Below are 18,760 nucleotides of genomic sequence, written 5' to 3' on the forward strand. Positions count from 1 at the left end.
GGGGCTGCATGGCTGACAACTCGGAAAAGGAACCGGCCGGGTCAGGCGATTCGTCAGGCGGCGGCATGATGGCATTTGTCGTCATTGCGCTTGTGTCTGCGGCCGCTTCGTTTGGAGCGGTATTCTTCCTGGCACCTTCGGGCAGCTCGGAAGTCGCGGCCATCTGCACGCCGGATGGACAAACGGTGAGCTTCACCCCCGATCCGCTTGCACGCGAGGACCACGCCTATGTCGAACTCGACGACATCCTGATCACCGTGGGCAACGAGCCAGCCAGCCGCTATGTGAAGATCAAGACGGCCATTGTCACAGACAAGGATGATGCGGCGGCCGTCAAGAAGGCGCAGCCGATGCTGACCGACGCCTTCATCAGTTATCTGCGATCCATAGAACTGTCCGACTTCGAATCAGCCGCATTCTATCCGCGGCTGCGTGAGCAACTTTCGAGGCGGGCAGAGGTCGTCCTCGGCGGTGATGTTTCGCGCGGCGTCCTTGTGACCGAATTCCTGTTGAGGTGACGCGTATGGATCAGATGATTGTTCAACCGACCGACCTGGCCCTTTTCCTCGTATCCTTCGCGGCCTGCATCTACTGCTTCATCCTAAGCCGGCGCCTGAAGGCGCTGCAAGACACGCGCGACGGCCTGGGCGCGACCATCATGGCGCTGACGAAGTCGGTCTCCGCCGTATCGTCCGCCACCAGCGAGACCCGTTCGCAGGCCGGTGAACTGGCAACCCGCCTGTCTTCGCTGATGAAGGATGCCGACCAGATGTGTCATCGGCTGTCAGCCCTCACCGACGAACTCGAGAAAACTCACAAGACAGCAAGCGAAAGCGCTACGGCCGCGCAGGGCGAGCTCAAGATGGCGCTCGGCGACCTGCTGGACCAGTCGCAAGACAGCATGACGGAGATGCGCCGGTTGCTTCGCCAGATGCGGACACTCACCGGCGTCGCGGCGACAACGATCCGTGATTCGGATTTTCTCTTCGACGATGAAGACGCGGACCTGGTGGAGAGGACCCTGTAAGGCATGGCCACCGGCAACACCCGCACCCACGTTCTCATCACCCTTGGCGTCCTGTTCACGATCGGCGGCGCGTCACGCATTCTGCCGCATGCCTTTGCAGCGGCAGAAAACACTGCTCCGGCCGAGCATGGTGAGGGAGCCCCCGAAAAGGGCGAGATCATTTCGGCCGGATATGATCTCGACAGCCTTGAGGACGATACGCCTGGCCGGGTCTGCTTTACAGGCGAAGCCGCTGCAGCCCTCGAAAAAGACCAGGAAGCGATAGACCGGCGCGCAGAGGCCATTCAGGAACAGGAACTTGAGCTCCAGGCCCGGCAGATTGACCTCGATCGCAAAGCCCAGGAGTTGCAGGCCCTGCAGGCAACTCTGGAGGACCGCTGGCGTCAGATGTCCGCCGAAGCCGACCAGGATGTCGAACACCTGGCGCAGATGTACGCCGCCATGAAGGCCGATCAGGCCGCGCCAATCTTTGACCAGATGGACCCCGGTTTTGCCGCCGGTTTCCTGCGCCTGATGCCAAGTGATCAGGCCGGCGGAATTCTCGCCAGTATGGATACCAGCAAGGCCTATGTGGTGAGTGTCAAGCTGGCGAGCCTGAACGATGATATCCGGGCTGCGCAGGATTAGCCGCCAGGTCTGATCGTACAAATGCGGTCAGGCGTGAACCCAGATCCTCGATCTGCAGTCTTGTGGCATCAATTGTTTTCAGGCGCTCCGCGCGGCTGATGCCTTCGGCAAGACCTCGCTCGAGCAGGTCAACCATATCGCCGATTTTCGGCTCGGTATCGGCAAGCATGTAAGCCTGTCGGCCAACCGACCCGAAAAAACTTTCCAGCTTGTGATCCCAGCCAAGACCGACATGCGGCACGCCATAGGAATAGGCTGCAATGCAGGCGTGTAGCCTGTGCGCAATAAGACCATCGAGACTGGCGATCAGGTGCGCCAGTTCGGATGGCCGGTGCAGTACGGGGGCTGCCAGAACCTCGTCGGCAGCCCGCAGCTTCGCGCAGACTGATCCATACACTGTCTCAGCGAAACTCAGGTCGTCGCGGGCGCCATTGGTGAATAGCTGAACCTTGTAACCACGCTGCACGAGTTCCTCAGACAGGGACGCAAGAAGCTGGCGCCAACGCGCATGATCAAGACCGGGCCGATCTGCGTGCAGATTGAGCGTGCTGGGGTTCGTAACACCGACACCAATCGTGGCGCGCCCGTTTTGCACCAGGCCGCCACTCGGCCAAATGACACTCGCAAGCAGGCCGGGATCGTTGACGACCGTCCCGCTTGGCGGTGCGAACACGTCATTCCAGCGCTGCAGGGACCGTTTATCGCGAAGCCAGGCCGCAAAAACCTTCGAAGACAGTGCGCCCTGGAAGAGCTTCATTCCGGCGGGGCTGCATTGCGTTCCCACACCGGCCGCAAATATGCCCAGGGGTATATCGAGGTCGCTGGCCACTCCGGCGACAGCAGCAATCTTGAGCGGGAAATTGAGATCCGAGTCAGCAATGATCTGACCACCGCCAAGCAAAGCGACATCGGCGCCGTTCATGCTGCGCCTGTAATGGCGCTGCAGCCTGAGCTGGACGACGGGTTTGAGACAGGAGGCGACGATTGTGCGGCGAAGACCAGCTGGCAAGCGCTCAAGCAAGGCCAGCAGGAAGGCGCGCGAACGGTTGATGCCCTGCCCGTAATCCGTCCGGCCAGCAATGTCGCACGTGACAATGGAAATTCCCGGATGGCTCGCCTGCAGAACGCCTTCCATGCATTCCGCGATGATGCCATCACCCAGGTTGGGCGAGAATTTCAGATTCAGCAGGACAAGTTTCAAGGCATGCGGCCCTTGAGTCTGGAGCTGGCTAGTGGTGTCGACCGCCTCGGCTCAGAGCCGGGTGATGTATTCCGGTGAAAGCTTTCCCGACACCAGGTGACCGAAGGCCAGCCAGTTGCCTTTGACCCGACCCCAACGGTCGACCCATGGTTCGGGACGGAACGTCAGGACGTGATTGGCCAGCAGGTTGCGGCTCATCAGCGTGTACGCCTTGCTGCGGCGCATCGATCCCTTGCGTACCAGGTAGAGCGGGTTCGCGATCTGCGAGTAGCCAAGCCGCACGCCCGGAGAGCGGGCCGACTTCACGCCGCAATGCACGCCCGAGAAGGCGTTTGTGTGGACCAGCCGGCCATGCTTTTTCAGCCGGTTCGAAAAGTCGACATCTTCGAGCCAGCCATAGTATGGCAGCGCCTCATCAAAGCGGTTGTCCCCGATGGCGTTCGCGCGATAGGCCATGTTGCAGCCATAGAGATCGTCGACCTCCTTCAGGACGCGCGGCTTGGGGCGCGGATTCTTGTCGAATGCTTCAACAATCTTCGTGGCATTCTCATAGGTCATGCCCGGCCCCTTGATGTCGTCATGCAGAACATGGCCGGTCATGCCGACGATATCGGGATTGGCATCGAAGAAGTTGACCATGCCTTCGAGCGCGAATTTCGACGGGACGTAGTCGTCGTCGAAGAAGACAATGTAATCAGCCTTGCCTTCCAGCGCGTTGAGCGCGCGGTTGCGCTGGGCGCAAAGCCCCTTCGTTCCCTCAATGACAATCACGTGGTCTTCAAGGTCATCCGGCACATCTTCAGGTCCAGTCACCGACAGCAGGATGATATCGGCCGGCCGTGTCTGCCGGCTGAGCGCGTCAAGATTTTCCCTGACCGTCTCAGGCCGTCCCAAGGTCGCAATGGCAACCGCCAGTCGGGATTTCGATGGCGTCATGAATTTTGTCCCTTGCCGATAAATTACAGTCCGCTTCGCCTCGCGTCGATGCAATTCTTTTGCCAGCCATTCATGATGTATGGTGCAATCATTGCAGGTTAGGAGCAGCCGGGCCCGGGGAGTTTCTTGGCGTGTCGTCCATGAACCATATCGTGATCATCCATGACAGCGTTGAAGCGCGCGGCGGCGCGACAGGACTCGCGCGGCTGTCTGCGCTCGAATACCGAAAGCGCGGCTTCAGGGTGAGTTATCTGACCGGCGAATCTGGCGACGACGAACTCGCTGAGGCGGGCATCGACGTGCACGGCCTTGGCCAGTCAAAGCTGAAGAAAGCGGGCACGTTCGCCGCCATGACCAAAGGCTTTCACAACGCTGAAGCAAAATGCCTCGTTGCAGACTGGATCGCACAGAACGATACGCCATCCACCGTTTACCACCTGCACAACTGGGCGCAGATCCTGTCACCCGGCGTGTTCGCGGCGCTGAAGCCCGTCGAGGCAAGAACGGTCGTCTCCTGCCATGACTTTTTCAATGTCTGCCCGAATGGCGGCCTGCTCAACTTCCAGACAGGTGAGATCTGCAAGCTAAAGCCCATGTCGGCCGCCTGCTGGGTAAGCCAGTGCGACCGGCGCAACTCTGCCCACAAATACTGGCGCATGGCCCGGCAGTTGCGGCTGAATTCGTTGGCTGGCTTCGCGCAATCGCAGATGACCTTTGTCTGTCTCAATGCCGGTATGGAACAGGTGATGCGCGCGGCAGGGTTCCGGGCGCCGAATCTTGTGAACATTCCGAATCCGGCAAATGGTTACACCACCGACCGGGTCGAAGCCGAGCAGAATGAAGCCTTCCTGTTCGTCGGCCGCCTGAATGCGGAAAAAGGCGCGGACATCGCCGCTCGAGCGTCGAGGCTTGCAAGCGTTCCGATGATCATGGTCGGCGAAGGCGAGATGATGGATCGTCTTGTGGCGGGCTATCCCGAAATCGAATTTCCAGGCTTCTGCACGCGCGAGGAAATTGCGCAGCTGGTCGGCCGCTCGCGCGCGCTAGTCGTCCCCGGCCGCTGGCGTGAACCGTTCGGCTTGGTTATTGCCGAGTGCGCCCGCAGTGGCTTGCCTATACTGAGTTCCGAGCCGAGTACCTTGTCTGCTGAGATCGCCCATCTCGATATGGGGCGCACCTTCCCGGCAAATTCTCCTGACATCCTGGCCGCAGTGCTTAGGGAGGCCGCAGCGGACGATGCACTGATCAGTAAACTGAGCAGGAACGCCTTCTCAAAGGCCGAGAATATCTGCTCAACGACAGCGGAATGGACAGAACGGTTCCTTGGCCTTTTCGAACAGAAGACCGCCGGACGGGCCTGATATTTCGGCACAGCCCGACGCGCAGCACTTTCCATGCCCCCCGAAACCCTTGTAAGCAAAGCACGTTGCGCGTCATGGTGCGCGCTTGCGCGGCCATTGAGCCGGCATCAAAGGGGAGACAGGCTATGAGTGGTCAGGACAGCTCGGATTCCAAGGATGTTCTCGAAGCGCTGGATCGGGTTCTCGAGGAGCTTCGCCGCGAATTCGCCGCCAACCCCGAATTCGCGCATCGCGTTGTGCGTGCGCTCGGCGCGAATGTCGTTTTCGATCCCAAGCTCGCCGCCAAGCTCATCAATCCCATCGAACTGGTCGCCCGGGAAACGCCTGAAAAAGTTGCAGAGCAACTTGGCGGACTGTCTGCCGCCGATCTCAAGAAGATGGCCAAGGATTCGAAACTGGCGTCTCCGAGCGATGTCGCTGGCAAGTCGAAGGAAGCGGTGATCGAACTGATCCAGCGGCGCGCCACCCTGCGCATAGAGTCCCGGCGCTCCGACGTCTGACCCTCTCGGATCAGGCACGCCGGAACGCCGGTCTCAATCGTCTTAGTCTTACCCGCTGGTGTAGTACTTCGCGTACGACTTGTAGCCGGAGTGGCCGTAGCCCTGGCGGTGATACTTGCTGGTATCCACCCGGTTGATCACGACGCCAGCCACGCGGGCGCGGAAGTCACGCAGGATGGACAGGGTCTGCTTGAGGGCAGCCCGGTTTGTCTTGAGCCAGCGCGATACGATCACAACCTGGTCCACCTTGCTCGTCAGGACGCGGGTCTCTGCGAGCAGGAGCAGCGGGCCTGTATCGATGATGATGAACTCATAGATGTCCTGCAGCTGTTCCATGAGCTGGTCGAAGGCCTTCGAACCAAACACATCGCGGGGCGTGTGACGCGACGGCGTCAGCGGCAGGATGTGGAGATTGCTCGCCTCATCGATCTGCACAGCTTCTTCAATCGTGCACTCTCCGAACAGGCATTCCAGGAAGCCGCGCTCAGGCGGTTCGCTCATGACCACGTCGGAAAGCCGCTTGCGGCGGAAGTCACCATCGATGATCAGCGTCCGCGTTCCGGACATGGCAGACATCAGGCCGAGGCCGTGGGTCATGGTCGTCTTGCCTTCGTCCGGCTGCGAGGACGTGATCGCGACCGTCTTCACCGGCGAGTCCAGGTCGGCAAACATGATCGACGCCCTGAGGTTCCGGAAACTCTCGGCATAGGCTGATGTCGGGTTTTCCAGCAGATAGGTCCGCGCATCGCGCTTGGCCGAACCGGTCAGGCGCGGGAAGTTGCCGAGGAATGGCACGCGGAAGTGCTCCTCGATCTCCTCGCCGCTGCTGATCTGGCTGTTCAGTGCTTCGGCAGCTACCACGGCGCCGACGCCCAGCATCAGGCCAAAGACGAGGCCGACAGCAAGGTTCAGCGACGTCTTCGGGAAAGACGGCGTACGCGGAACCGGCGCGGACGAAAGGAGGCGTGCATCGGGTTCTGCAAGACCTTCGGATTCGTTGGTCTGCTTGAAGCGCGCCAGGAAGGCTTCATAGATTGAGCGAGAGGCTTCGGCATTACGCTCCAGTTCACGCAGGCGCACGGCGGCCTGATTGTTCTGGGCCAGCGTGTTGCGCATCGAGTTGAGATTGGTCTCGAGGCTCTGCACGCGCTTGCGGGCGATGGCCACGTCACCTTCGATGTTTGATACAATGCGGCGCAGCTCAACCTGGATCTGGTCGCGGATATTGGCTTCTTCGTTATTGATGCCCTGAATGTCCGGGTGTTTTGGCCCGTAACGGTTCTGCAGGTCGGCGCGGCGGCGCAGGATTTCAGCCTGCTGGCGGCGAAGTTCGGAAATGACCGGCGAATTCAGGGCCTCGCCGCTGACTTCAGCAGAGATACCGCGCTGCGCCATTTCGCGAACCGTGACAAGACGCGCCTCGGCGGTCGCCAGCTCGGCACGCTGGACGATGAGCTGGGCATTGAGGTCCGCCATTTGCTGCTCGTTGAGCGTCGTCGCACCGGCGCTGATCAGGCCCGAGCTGGCACGGTAGGATTCCACCGCATTCTCGGCCTGGTTCACTTCCTCACGCAGTTCGGCGAGGCGCTCCTCGAGCCAGGAGTTTGCCCGGCGGGTCGCATCGAACTTGGCGTCCAGCTGCTCGACAAAGTACTGATCGACGATCTGGTTTGCGATGGCAGCAGCCAGTTCCGGGTCGTGGCTATCGGCGAAGATTTCGATGCCATAGGTCGTTCCGATGCGGCGCGCAGATGTCTGCGAGAGCAGCGAGTTGACGACCAGTTCCATCTCTTTCTTCTGGGATGCCGCTTCGGATTCCTCGGCGACATTGCTCGAACCGCCGCCCAGCCAGCTCTTGATTTGGGATTTGACCTGATCGGACATGCTCGCCTCGCGCAGCAGCGGATTGAATTCCGGATAGCTGGTCAGGTCGAGCTGGCGGACCACTTTTTCGGCCAGAGACCGCGAGCGGATGATCTCCACTTCAGTATCGACTACGGTGGATTCAGGCGGAAGGCCTGACAGGACCGACCCGATGTCGACCACCGTCTTGTCACGCGAGTCGATGATGACTGAGGCGCTGGTCGAATAGACAGGCGTCGCCTGAAAGGTGAACAGGGCCACGGTCACGAATACCGAAATCACGACCAGGAGGAACAGGGCCAGCCGGCGGCGAAGCGCACGCAGGGCCTGTTTCGGATCAGTGATCTTCTCGTCCGACGCGTTCCCTTCGGGCGCGTAGTAGGGACGATTGGCATAACGCGTATCGATTGGAATCTGGCTGTTCACTGGTCTGTTTCCGTCTGGTTATGCGTTTCATTCAAGGTGAGGGGCAGGCGATCGACCGGTTAGGGCGTCAGGATCAGCGTCGCCATCACGCGATTGTCAGTGAAAGACCGGACATTGGAATCCTGGTCTGCAAACCGGTAGCTCAGCCGTGCCGATGCATTGCGATTGAACTTCCACAGTGAGCCGACCTCGAATTCGATGCGGTCATCGCTACGATCGACGTTCTCGAAATCGAAATTCGTGAAATCGATACCAGCATTGACCAGCCAGTTGCGGCGAAGCTCATGGTCCACATTTACTCCGAGCGCGGTCTGCGTCGCGGCGGCCGTGGACTGGATGCCTGGGTCGATAACGCGCCGGGACGCACTGGCCGATACCGTGGTGAGCTGTGTGACAAACCAGTTCGCATTGCCCTCGACCGAAAGGCCGGAAACATCCTCAGCGGTAGGATCGTCATATTCGAACTGGTGATATCCAACGGCGATGTCGCCGCGAAGCAGGATCGGAAGTTCGAAATTCGTGCCGACGCGGACAATCGTACCCTCGGAGTCGCGGGTGCGCTGGCCGGGGCTCGTTGGCGCGTCATAGTCCCGGGACGTGACACTGCCTTCGGCGAAAACCGACCAGTCCCGTTGCGGGGCATACGAAACCCGGACGGACCCTGTCATCTCGTCACGGTCACGGAAGTCCTGGTCCAATGTGCCGCCACCATTCAGGCTGACATCGCTGAAATTGTAGGTATCGGCGGACAGGCGGCCACGCAGGCGCACGCGGCCCTGTTCGTAGTTGATCCCGGCTTCGCCGCCAACACGATCAACTTCGACCGGCTCTGCAGCTGCCGGATCGCTCGCTACGGAGGCCCGCGGTTCATTCGTATGTTCGGCCAGCACCGCGCCGACGAGACCGAAGCTGCTGGTTACATCAAGACCGCCGAATGCCCGGGCAAACAGGTCTGTGGCCGATTCTGAACCGGTATCGACATACTCGGTATGCTCTGCTGCCAGCGACGCTCCAAACTCATGGCGAGACCAGGTCGACACCAGGTCAACAGACGGTGCGATGACGCCAAAGGAGTCTCCGGTTTCGTCAGTGGTCGAAGCGAACAGGTTGCTGCGATAGCCCGCACCCACGCGAAGGCGGGGCTGAGCCTCGAAGGCGCCTAGGCGAACCGGCACCGGATCGAATTCCGGCTGCGGGCGCTCTGTGACCGAGACGTATCTATTTCGATCAAAGAAGCTGTCCTGAGCCTGCGCCGTAAACGCAGAAGCCGAAATGGCAGCGACCGAAGCCGCGGTTACAAAGTGTGCTGTCTTGATCATGTCTAGTGTCCCCAAACGTCACGCTACGGGTCACCTAAGCAATGACGATACCAGTTCGTGTACCTTTCGAAGCTTTCTATCCCCTGAAAGCAATCCGGCCCGGAACAGCCGTGTGTCCCGGGCCGGAAAATTAAGCAGCCATTAGGTCGGCCGGTAGTCCGAGGTGGACTGGACGCCGGAGCTTGCCGGCGGCGCTGATCCTGGCTTCAGCAAGTCAAAGGCTTCCTGCGCCGGACCGAGTGCATGGCCGAACCGAGGCCGCAAATGAACGCCCGAAGGATTGTTCCATTGCGGCGAGAGCGTTTCAGGCGATTGTGCCTCGGCAAAAGAGGCCGGAATCGATGGTGCACTGTCCAGCTTCTGGCCAACCGTTTCACCACAAGCGGCGTAGGCCGACAGATCATGCAGTGAACCGCCAGGCAGTTCGCCTGCAATCTCAACGATGTCAGCTTGGCCTGCGCAAGCATTCAATGCTTCCAGGGTAAGGCCATTCAGGTCGACGGGCTGGGCCACGCCAACCGGCACGTCATCACCCGGCCGGGTTGCGAATGACAGCTTGTTCATGCTGGCAATCCTGGTCGGACGGATCATTTCGCCATCATTGGCCGGCGCAGCAATAGCTGGCACTTCGCCAGCCTCATTCTGAACGTTTGCAACAAGGGCATCCACGACCTTGTCGTTATCGTCTTGTGCAGTGAAGAACGCGGTATCGCCGTGCATGAACACTGCGCCTGCCGCTGCAATGGCCGCTGCGAGGCCCATTGCGATGGCCATGTGTTTCATTTTTGTCCCCTTCTGGCTTCGTCCCTGAAGCCAGTCGTTACGATATCGCAACGGTGCAAGAAATACACCCTTTTTTGCGGTGCAAGGTGAGCCCTAGAAAAAGCGCTCGACCACGCGGATCGTGTCACCGGGCTGCACCTTCAGCGTCGGCTTCAACTCGACGCGGATTTCTTCATCCACTTCAGCGCCCTTGATCAAGACGAAGCGCTTGTTGGCTCGGTAGGTGAACCCCTCGGCCGTCGCGATGGCGTTCATGACGGTCAGGCCATTTGTGTATGGATACTCGCCCGGCCGGGCGACTTCGCCCAGGATATAGAATGGGCGGTAATTGACGACCTCCGCGCTCACGCGCGGTTCGCGCAGGTAGCCGTCACCAAAACGTTCTTCAGCCAGACGCTGGAACTCGCGGACGGTCATCCCTTCGACATTCACGTCACCAATCAACGGCAACGATAGAAAACCCTGTCCGTCCACGACGAACTCGCCAGACAGTTCGGGCTCACCGAAAACGGTCACGCGCAGACGATCTGCATTGCTGAGACGGTACTCCGTCACGACCCGGTCTGTCATGACATCTGCGTCCGGTGTGCCATTTCTGTCCGCCTGTACGGGGGCCGTCTCGCAAGCTGCCAGGAACACCGAGGCCAGGAAGACTGCGCAAAGCGCGCGAAAACAGGAAATCATCATGGGTTTGCGCGTAGCCTTATCGTGTCTTGAGAAAACTGATCTGGTCCTTTTCGAGGCGAACAGCCGTGAGGCGCCCGCTGAAATAGGCCCCTGTGTCGACATTGATGCGCCGGAAGTCACTATAGGCATCATCTGCTGGCGTATGTCCATGAACCACGACGACATCATCTCGCTCACCTGCTTTCAGAAACTCGTCCCGGATCCAAAGCAAGTCATGTTCCTCTTGTTCGTCAAAGGCCCGGCCAGGCCGTGTCCCGGCGTGAACGAATCCGTAGTCACCCAGTCGGACGGACACGTCCAGCGCGCGCATGAAGTGCAAATGCGACTCGGGAAATTTCTCCTGGAACTGCTGATGAGCCGAAAGCCATTCGTCGTTCATCGTCAGGCTCCGAGGCGGTCGCACGCCGTAAGAGACAAGCGTCTCGCGACCACCATAATTTGCCCATTCAGGACCATGCTCGGGTTGTTCCAGAAAGCGCAGCAGCGCCTCTTCATGATTGCCCTTCAGGAAGAACGTCTCAAACCGGGACACCTGGTCGCTCATCAGGAAGTCAATCACCTGGCGTGACTGGAACCCGCGGTCGACATAATCGCCCAGCATAATGAGGTGAGGCGTTGCTTCACTCTCGCGTGCGTCTTCCTCGATGCGCTTGAAGAGGGCCTGCAACAGGTCGGCGCGGCCGTGCACATCGCCTACTGCGTAGACAAGAATCCCGTCGGGAAGCTCTGCCGGCGCGGCTTGCGGCGCCGCATCGGCAATGGCTGCGGCTGCGACAGGCATTGAGGCGAGGCCAGGCTGATCTGTAATTGCAGCACGGCGCGATATCACCCTGCTGCGTTCCAGAACCGGGAAACGTTCCTTGAGCCAGCCGGCCATGGATGCCAGACCGGATCGCGCGAGGGCGACCGGCCTGTGCCATAGGCGCCGCAGCAAGCTAGCCGCGGTCTCTTTTGCTGACTGACGAGCCAATCTGTCCCCCTCGACGTCGCTCGAAGTTCCAACTTTACATATATTCTATAGCAAGAAGTGTGCGCGAGTCACTGTTTCTGCAATTAGTTCAGGGCCTTCGGCCTCTAAATTGCAGTAAAAATGACCAGAAAGATGGCGCCCCAGGCGAGCGTGCAGAAAACGAGAATGAAAAGATAGGTCTTCCAGAGTGGCCATTTCTCGGCGCGACGACGTTCGCGCTTGCGCGCAGGCGCATGCACAGTTGCAGAAGAAGGCGTCGAAGTGGAAGTTGGTGTTGGCATGTACTTTGGCTATCGTTTGACCTTGTCCCGAACGCGGAACAACGTGTTTAGTTCACCAAGGATTGAATTTCCTGAACAAATACTCAACAACTCGCTTAGTTCTCTGAATTGTGCTTGTGCACATGGAGGCAAGGGCTGATGTCAAAACTATGGCATGATGTGCAAGCTGTCCGGGTGCAGCCTCTGGAATTACCCGTCGGGCGCCTGAAGCAAATCGGCCTGATCATTGCCACAGCGGTCACGGCGGCCCTGTGTATTCAGGGCCTCATCTTGAATCACGAGTCCAGAAAACTGACGCAATCCCGGATATCGCTCAGTCAGGCTGAAACCCTGCTGACTTCCGGCGCCGGGCCGCAAGTCATGCTGTCCGCGGCCGAAGCACTGGAACTGACCTCGCCGGAAGCTGCCCGGCTTGCGATTTCGCTGACGCATGCCAGCCTGTCCCAACAGCCTCAACAGCCCTATGCATGGGCCGAACTGGCCTACTATCAGAGTCGGCTCAAGGGCCACGTCGACAGAACTGCGCTAAGCGCGTTCCAGACATCGATTGATCAATGCGGCTACTGCGACCAGGACCTGTTGCGCTGGCGTCTGGGCTTTGCACTGGATCACTGGGAGGACATGCCAGAAGAGGTACGCCTCGATGTATTTCGGGGGGCCGAGTTCCTACGCTGGTGGCACATGGACGGCGCATTCCTGGCAGAAGCCAGGGAACGGGCAACGGCGCTCGGCATCGATTTTCGCGACTATCAGCGCAAAGTGGTGTCAGATATTCGCCCGCATGAAATCCTGCCAGCGAACTAGCTGATCCCGTTCTGGGCCAGGATCTGACGGACCTTCTGCTTGAAGGGTTCACGGCCGAACGTCTCGGCGTGGGCCCGGATCCGCTGAGGGTCGAAGTCCTCATCCTTGAAACTGCCGATCGCCTCGACGAACGCCTCGACAGTCTGCTCCTTCACGAACAGGCCACTCAAACCATCAACCACGGTGTCGAGCGCGCCACCTCGCGCATAGGCGATGACCGGGCGGCCTGACGCCATGACTTCAACCGGAATCATGCCGAAGTCTTCTTCGCCGGGAAAGACCAGGGCCTTGCAGCGGGCAAAATGATGTTTCAGCTCGCTGAACGGTACACGACCGAGAAACTCGATATTGTCGCCGGCCTTCCGCTCAAGCGCCTTTCGCTCCTCGCCGTCGCCGATGACCTTGAGCTTCAGGCCGAGCTCGTTGAAGGCGTCGATCGCCAGATCGAACCGCTTGTAGCGAACGAACTCGCCAGCCGCGAGGAAATAGTCACCGCGTTCCGACTCGTCGGCAATCTTGAAGTCCTCCGTCGCCACGGGCGGGAAGACGACCTCCGACGACCGGCGATAATATTTCTCGATCCGCTTTGCGACGAAACTGGAATTGGCCAGGAACTGGTCGACGCGCGCGGCGCTTGTGACGTCCCAGGTCCGCAGCCGATGAGCGATACCCGGAAAGGCGATCTTTGCCAGCCTGCCGGCAGATGCCTGGTACTGCGGATAGAGGTCCCAGATATAGCGCATCGGCGAGTGCGTGTAGCACATGTGAAAGGCGTCCGGACGCGGAATCACACCCTTGGCCGGACCTGACTCCGAAGAGATGACAAGGTCGTATTCGGAAAGGTTCAGTTCCTCCAGCGCTCGCGGCATGAAGGGCAGGTACTTCTGGTACTGCGACCGCGCGAACGGCATCTTCGAAATGAAGGTCGTCTTGATGTCGTGCTGGTTCAGCTTTGAGGAAAGCCTCTTGCGGTCACAGACATGCGTAAAGATGTCGGCATCGGGAAAAAGATCACAAAAGGCTTCGAGCACACGCTCTCCGCCTCTCATTCCGTTAAGCCAGTAGTGTATCAGGGCAACACGCATCAGACATATTCCTCGCAATCTGCCCTGAATAAAGCAGATATTGCGCCAGCCCGGACGGAGCGGGTTTACGCTCTGCCCGGGCTGGGAATTTGGCTGGAGTAAGGTGTCCTAGCGGGCGCCCTTGGAGAACAGCACCGCAGGCACTGTCATCGCCATGATCTTGATGTCGCCCGTTACGGTCCAGTCGCGGACATAGGTCACATCAAGTTCGACGCGTTCGTCATAGGAGGTATCGCTGCGACCACTGATCTGCCACAGGCCCGTCAGTCCCGGCCGCGTGCTCAGATAGAAGTCATACTTGTCGCCATAACGGGCCGCTTCGTTCCGGACGATCGGGCGCGGGCCAACGATCGACATCTCACCCTTGAGAATGTTGAACAGTTGCGGAAGCTCATCGAGTGACGAGCGGCGAAGGAAGTCGCCGAGCGGCGTGATCCGCGGGTCGTCCGTCAGTTTCTGGGTCGCGCGCCATTCCTGAGCGGCAACCGGATTTGTCGCCAGAAGCGCCTCAAGACGCTCTTGCGCATCCACCACCATTGTACGGAACTTCAGGCAGCGGAATTCCTTGCCATCGCGGCCAATCCGGTTCTGCGCGAAGAAGATCGGACCGGGGTCCTTGATCTTCATCAGTACCGCAATGCAAAGAAGCAGCGGCGAAATGAATACCAGAGCCGCGGCGGACAATACAATGTCCATCCCGCGTTTCAGGACGCTGCTTCCCGCCTTGGAAAATTTTTCAGCGGGCCCCTGCCGAGTTTGTTGCCTGGCCGTCTTGTTCGCGTCTTCAAACGCGACGTTCGAATAATCGTTGAAAGGCACCGATTCCCCCAAATACACTACCGAAGCCGTTTCGAATCTTGGTCCCTATTCGACCCGGCTATTGATTTTCCCTGCTGGCGACGTCCCTTCGCCAACTTCACTTTGCGCGAAACAATTTGTTTACACAATGTTAATCAATGCAATGCGCGAGCCAGCCCGGACTTTCAAGCATATTCCCCTGAGGCGCGAACCGGCCCCCGCACAATCGGGCAGCTGCCGAAGAACGCGCCAGTTTGGCACATTTCTCGCTCAAGCTTCATGCAAAATGCCGAGCTTCTGGACAAAAAACCGGATTTGGGCTCAGCATCGAGAAGGGGGAAGCGATGTCTATTACCAATGCGGGACAGTTTGTCCGACATGATACAAAGCTGCGGGTGGCCGCCTGCTTCCTTGTCCCGGCAACACTGCTGATTGCGCATTTCTCCCACGGTGCCGACACAATGGCGGCCTCAGCCTGGGTCGGCGTGCTGGCGTGTTGTGGGCTTGGATGCATCATTATGATGCGTCCACACACAGATTCTCCTCCGCTGACCCTGTTTCTTTTTGGGTTGCTCGCGCTTTTCGTTGCCCTCGGATGGACCGGAAACTGGCATCAGGCCCGTACCGAAGTGATGCAGCTGGCGATCGCCATCGTGTTCTGGACCTCAGGGGCCATGATTGGCCGGTCACGCCAAATGCTGATGACCAGCTGGACAGTCTTGTCAGGCAGTTTTGCTTTCATCGCCGGACTTGCCCTGCTCAGCTATCCGATGATGTCGGCAGAGCTGGCAACCGGAACGGGCGCCGACCGGTACTTCCGGCTCAGTTTTAGCTTCCATTCGCCCAACACGCTCGGCTCTCTCATGGGCCTCGGCGTGATCGTATCGTCGATGCACCTTGCCTATATCATGCGCTCACGCGTGGCGACGGGCATCCCGATCCTTGCGAAGTTCAGCTACATTCCACGAGAGGGCTATGTCTCTATTGTGGCGCTGGTCCTTTGCGCAGGGTGTCTGCTGCTGTCGCTGTCTCGAGCGGCCATTTTCCTGACCCTTGCATTCCTCGCCGCAACTGCGGCCATCGAAGTCTTCGTTCGCCGCAATTCCGAGACGTTTAATCTCGCCAGACACCGCTATACGGTCATCGGCCTCATTGCTCTGGCCTTCGCGCTAACACTGGCCTTCGCGCTGACGGTCGGCGATATCAGCGAGCGCGCTGGAGACCTTCATATCGACGGGGCCGGGCGCTGGGCCCTGCTCTCGGAATACTGGCAAGAGTGGCAGACAAAACCGATATTTGGCCACGGCCTCGGCAGCTTCAACCGGATTAACGAATCCATGACGACGATGGACAATGCCGCCATGCTGGTCTTGCTGGGTGCCGCGCATAACGTGATCCTTCAATGGCTCCTGCAGGGCGGCATTGTCGGCCTGCTCGCCATTGCAACCGTGCAGGCCATCTTCCACTCCAGGATCGTGCGCGGCGCCAGCCAGGGTTCTTACCGCACGCGATCCTATCTCTGCCGCATGGCGCTTGCCGCTTCCATCTTCCTCTTCCTGCATAACATGGTCGACTTCCCGCTCGAGATCCCGAGCATCATGTGGACGTACGCCTTTATTCTTGGACTTGCCTGTGGCATGCCTGAAAAGACGAGACTTGGGGGCAGTAAGTCGCGTTGACGGCTAAGGTCTGCAGAATCGCAGGCAGGGACGGGAGCAGTATTCATTGTCAGCTTCATTTGTGGCTGTGGCGAACCTGAAGGGCGGTGTCGGTAAATCGACCACGACCCTGATGCTCGCAGACGGCTTGGCGTATTATTTCGGGGCCAATGTTCTGGTCGTGGATTTCGACCCGCAGGCGAACAGTAGTCAGATGATGCTGACAGAACGTGGCCTGCAAATGGCGTATGAGCAGGGCAAGAGCGTTATCAGCCTGCTGAACCAGTTTGCTTCGGGTGCAACACCGAACCTGGCCGATCTCATCCTGCCAAATGCGGTCACCCTTGAAGAGCTGCATCAGGCCGAACAGCGCGATCAGCGGCGCGGCTGGATTTCGATCCTGCCATCGCATCCGAGCCTTCGCTTCGCGGAGATGGAGGTCGAGGAGCGGCTTTATGGGCAAGGAACCCGTCCAAGCGAACTCGCGCGCAAGCTTCACAAGCATTTCTCAGAGGCGCTCGAACCGGTACATTCGATCTATGACGTCGTGATCATCGATACCCCGCCCTACCTCTCCCCGCTCGCGCGCGCCGGCCTTATGCTCGCGGAGACGTTTGTGACGCCAACGCTGGCGGACCCTGTCTCGATCTGGGGCACGAAACAGTTCTCCGACTGGATGACAGCCAATATCGCAGCCGACATCGCCCAGCGGAATTTCGTCGTGATCACGCGCTTCAAGAATACCCGCTACGCGCGCGAAGCCGAGCATGAACTGCGCAACATTTACCTGAAGAACCGGCAGTTTGGCCCGACGATCCCGGAATCCGTCCAGGCCCTGGCGGCCATGGACCGCGCCGATATCGACAGCTACCACACCATGCGCGGCAAGTATGGCAATCTGCGCAACGACGTCCGGCGCCTGTCAGAGAGCTTTGCAGGCTTCCTTGCTTCGCGCCTTGGCGCCGAGCAGCCGGAACTGGTCAGGTCCTGAGGCGGGCTACTCAGCCGCCCGCCATCAAAGGCTGCGCCTGAGCCCCAACGCCTGATAGACGCCGCGGCGAAAGGCCTTCAGCGCCGGCTTCATCCAGATGATCGAGCGGAACCGCTGGCGAAGGTAGAATTCCCAGCGCGTCAGGAAAAGGAACTTCTCCGAGCCGCTCAGCATGCGGTCGATCGTGCGGACGATATCACCGCGTCCGAGTTCGATCGCCTTGTTACGCACGTCATGCATGGAGTTGAACTCGTTCTTCGAGCGCAGGTGAAGCGCCGAAATACGGTCCAGATCATACAGGCTCCAGTCGAAGGTCGTCGCCTGCGACCTGTCTACGCCAGCCAGGTCCATCATCATCATCGAGCGCGTGCACTTCTGGCATTTCGAGCAGTTTGGATAGGGCGGCGGCAGTTTTCCGCTTGCGCAGACATTCAGCACCGACAGCGACAGTGGATCGCGCACCAGGTCGACCGTCTTGTCCCAGCGCTCCCAGTCCGCCCCGAAATGGTTTACGTCAAGGCTGGCCGAGGAGAGGCGCTTGTCGATCTCTGGGTGCGAGCCCCAGGGCATCAGCTGGAAATAAGGCGCCGATGAGGAGATGTGGATACGCCGCAACTCGCCCGAAAGCGCATGCGCAATCGATGAAAACGCCGCGCCGTGACTGAGATACGACCAGGCATCGAAATATTCCGGAACCGCCGTCATGACGTTCGACGCGGCTGGTATGAAGACACGCCCGGTCGCTCTGGCGAACTTTTCGTATTCGGACACTTCATCGATCTCGCTGCGCACTTTGGCCGGATCGAAGCGCTCCACATGCACAACGGTGACGAGTGCCTCGATGGCCGGGCCAAGCTTGTGCGCGGTGAACAGGGAGTCGATGCCCGCCGTAAAGAAACAGGCCTCCTTCGCGGCGGGTCGTCCGCCGGAACCGAGATCAGGGGAAACGGGCGCACGGATCGCGATCTTTCGCTTGTACGGGTGCCAGTCATGCCAGATGCTCAGCACGTCATCGACATTGCGCGCCGTTGTCTCCGTCACGGGGATGTCCTGCGTATAATCTTCGCCAAGCACGAACGCGATCGACGCGCCGAGCACAAAGGCCTGGTCAGCACTGACGGGGTCGCTGACCCAGTCGGGAAGTGCGACGAAGATTGAATGCCGCTTTCCACCGCGCGTTTCGTAATCAAACGCCTGTACAAAGTACTCGCCGCGTTCGGCGCTCATGCCTGCGAGCCGCATGACCCTTGTCTCCACATCGTCCGGAGGCTTTCCGGATGAGGCATTTCTCGCATGAACCGTACCAGACCACGCCGCTGACAAATACTGCGTGTACCCTTGCCGGGAGCCAATCGGCACAGATATGTCAAAGGGAATGAACACGGTTGCTACGGACCTGCGTCCGGGATCCATTTGCCAACGCTCCGCCGTCACTGGTCAGGC

Annotated in this window: 19 protein-coding genes; 8 read left to right on the forward strand and 11 right to left on the reverse strand. The window is 59.5% G+C overall.

The annotated features are described in order from the left end of the window. Positions 1–8: 8 nt before the first annotated feature. Genes D1227_RS00315 through D1227_RS00325 form a run of 3 tightly spaced genes read left to right on the forward strand, consistent with a single transcriptional unit; the run spans position 9 to position 1,654 of the window. Complete coding sequence (locus tag D1227_RS00315; RefSeq protein ID WP_119377797.1) at positions 9–518, forward strand: flagellar basal body-associated FliL family protein; 510 nt, start codon at positions 9–11, stop codon at positions 516–518. Positions 519–523: 5 nt separating this feature from the next. Beyond that, complete coding sequence (locus D1227_RS00320; protein ID WP_119377798.1) at positions 524–1,027, forward strand: DUF6468 domain-containing protein; 504 nt, start codon at positions 524–526, stop codon at positions 1,025–1,027. Between the two features lie 3 nt (positions 1,028–1,030). Continuing rightward, positions 1,031–1,654, forward strand: coding sequence for a MotE family protein (locus D1227_RS00325; protein ID WP_119377799.1), 624 nt, complete (start codon positions 1,031–1,033; stop codon positions 1,652–1,654). On the opposite strand, the gene D1227_RS00330 is transcribed toward D1227_RS00325, so the two are convergent. Then, the gene (locus D1227_RS00330; RefSeq protein WP_119377800.1) at positions 1,608–2,855 is read right to left on the reverse strand and encodes a polysaccharide pyruvyl transferase family protein; all 1,248 of its coding nucleotides are present in this window, start codon (positions 2,853–2,855) and stop codon (positions 1,608–1,610) included. The two genes, D1227_RS00325 and D1227_RS00330, sit on opposite strands and share 47 nt — an antisense overlap. 51 nt (positions 2,856–2,906) lie before the next feature. Further along, positions 2,907–3,791, reverse strand: a complete 885-nt coding sequence (locus D1227_RS00335) for a glycosyltransferase family 2 protein (protein ID WP_119377801.1) — start codon at positions 3,789–3,791, stop codon at positions 2,907–2,909. A gap of 140 nt (positions 3,792–3,931) precedes the next feature. Between D1227_RS00335 and D1227_RS00340 the strand changes: the two genes are divergently transcribed. Both D1227_RS00340 and D1227_RS00345 read left to right on the forward strand, forming a co-directional pair. Continuing rightward, positions 3,932–5,152, forward strand: coding sequence for a glycosyltransferase (locus D1227_RS00340; RefSeq protein ID WP_119377802.1), 1,221 nt, complete (start codon positions 3,932–3,934; stop codon positions 5,150–5,152). A gap of 125 nt (positions 5,153–5,277) precedes the next feature. Beyond that, positions 5,278–5,652 (forward strand): hypothetical protein, encoded by a 375-nt coding sequence (locus tag D1227_RS00345; RefSeq protein WP_119377803.1) that lies wholly within the window; start codon positions 5,278–5,280, stop codon positions 5,650–5,652. A gap of 48 nt (positions 5,653–5,700) precedes the next feature. Here D1227_RS00345 and D1227_RS00350 read toward each other — a convergent pair whose 3' ends face one another. The 6 genes from D1227_RS00350 to D1227_RS20085 all read right to left on the reverse strand — a co-directional run bounded on the left by D1227_RS00350 (position 5,701) and on the right by D1227_RS20085 (position 11,981). Further along, positions 5,701–7,941 (reverse strand): GumC family protein, encoded by a 2,241-nt coding sequence (locus D1227_RS00350; RefSeq protein ID WP_119377804.1) that lies wholly within the window; start codon positions 7,939–7,941, stop codon positions 5,701–5,703. Between the two features lie 59 nt (positions 7,942–8,000). Further along, on the reverse strand, positions 8,001–9,260 hold the full coding sequence (locus D1227_RS00355; RefSeq protein ID WP_119377805.1) for an outer membrane beta-barrel protein: 1,260 nt from the start codon (positions 9,258–9,260) through the stop codon (positions 8,001–8,003). A 141-nt stretch (positions 9,261–9,401) separates the two neighbouring features. Beyond that, entirely contained in the window at positions 9,402–10,043 is a 642-nt protein-coding gene (locus tag D1227_RS00360) for a hypothetical protein (RefSeq protein WP_119377806.1), read from the reverse strand. 93 nt (positions 10,044–10,136) lie between these two features. Continuing rightward, positions 10,137–10,730, reverse strand: a complete 594-nt coding sequence (locus D1227_RS00365; RefSeq protein ID WP_119377807.1) for a polysaccharide biosynthesis/export family protein — start codon at positions 10,728–10,730, stop codon at positions 10,137–10,139. A 16-nt stretch (positions 10,731–10,746) separates the two neighbouring features. Then, positions 10,747–11,664 (reverse strand): metallophosphoesterase family protein, encoded by a 918-nt coding sequence (locus D1227_RS00370; protein ID WP_233352881.1) that lies wholly within the window; start codon positions 11,662–11,664, stop codon positions 10,747–10,749. 140 nt (positions 11,665–11,804) lie between these two features. After that, positions 11,805–11,981 carry a hypothetical protein gene (locus D1227_RS20085; protein ID WP_158587751.1) on the reverse strand — a complete coding sequence of 59 codons (177 nt, stop codon included), beginning with the start codon at positions 11,979–11,981 and terminating at the stop codon, positions 11,805–11,807. A gap of 138 nt (positions 11,982–12,119) precedes the next feature. Here D1227_RS20085 and D1227_RS00375 point away from each other — a divergent pair, with 138 nt between their 5' ends. After that, entirely contained in the window at positions 12,120–12,785 is a 666-nt protein-coding gene (locus tag D1227_RS00375; RefSeq protein ID WP_119377808.1) for a hypothetical protein, read from the forward strand. Here D1227_RS00375 and D1227_RS00380 read toward each other — a convergent pair. Further along, positions 12,782–13,870 carry a glycosyltransferase gene (locus D1227_RS00380; RefSeq protein WP_119377809.1) on the reverse strand — a complete coding sequence of 363 codons (1,089 nt, stop codon included), beginning with the start codon at positions 13,868–13,870 and terminating at the stop codon, positions 12,782–12,784. The two genes, D1227_RS00375 and D1227_RS00380, sit on opposite strands and share 4 nt — an antisense overlap. Positions 13,871–13,978: 108 nt before the next feature. Continuing rightward, entirely contained in the window at positions 13,979–14,566 is a 588-nt protein-coding gene (locus tag D1227_RS00385; RefSeq protein ID WP_119377810.1) for a sugar transferase, read from the reverse strand. A gap of 446 nt (positions 14,567–15,012) precedes the next feature. Here D1227_RS00385 and D1227_RS00390 point away from each other — a divergent pair, with 446 nt between their 5' ends. Together D1227_RS00390 and D1227_RS00395 are read left to right on the forward strand one after the other, a co-directional pair. After that, on the forward strand, positions 15,013–16,347 hold the full coding sequence (locus D1227_RS00390; protein ID WP_119377811.1) for an O-antigen ligase family protein: 1,335 nt from the start codon (positions 15,013–15,015) through the stop codon (positions 16,345–16,347). Positions 16,348–16,393: 46 nt separating this feature from the next. Next, complete coding sequence (locus tag D1227_RS00395; RefSeq protein ID WP_119377812.1) at positions 16,394–17,317, forward strand: ParA family protein; 924 nt, start codon at positions 16,394–16,396, stop codon at positions 17,315–17,317. 24 nt (positions 17,318–17,341) lie between these two features. Here D1227_RS00395 and D1227_RS00400 read toward each other — a convergent pair whose 3' ends face one another. Then, entirely contained in the window at positions 17,342–18,559 is a 1,218-nt protein-coding gene (locus D1227_RS00400) for a hypothetical protein (RefSeq protein ID WP_119377813.1), read from the reverse strand. Between the last annotated feature and the right edge of the window lie 201 nt (positions 18,560–18,760).

The organism is Henriciella mobilis (assembly GCF_003576315.1).
Taxonomy (GTDB): domain Bacteria; phylum Pseudomonadota; class Alphaproteobacteria; order Caulobacterales; family Hyphomonadaceae; genus Henriciella; species Henriciella mobilis.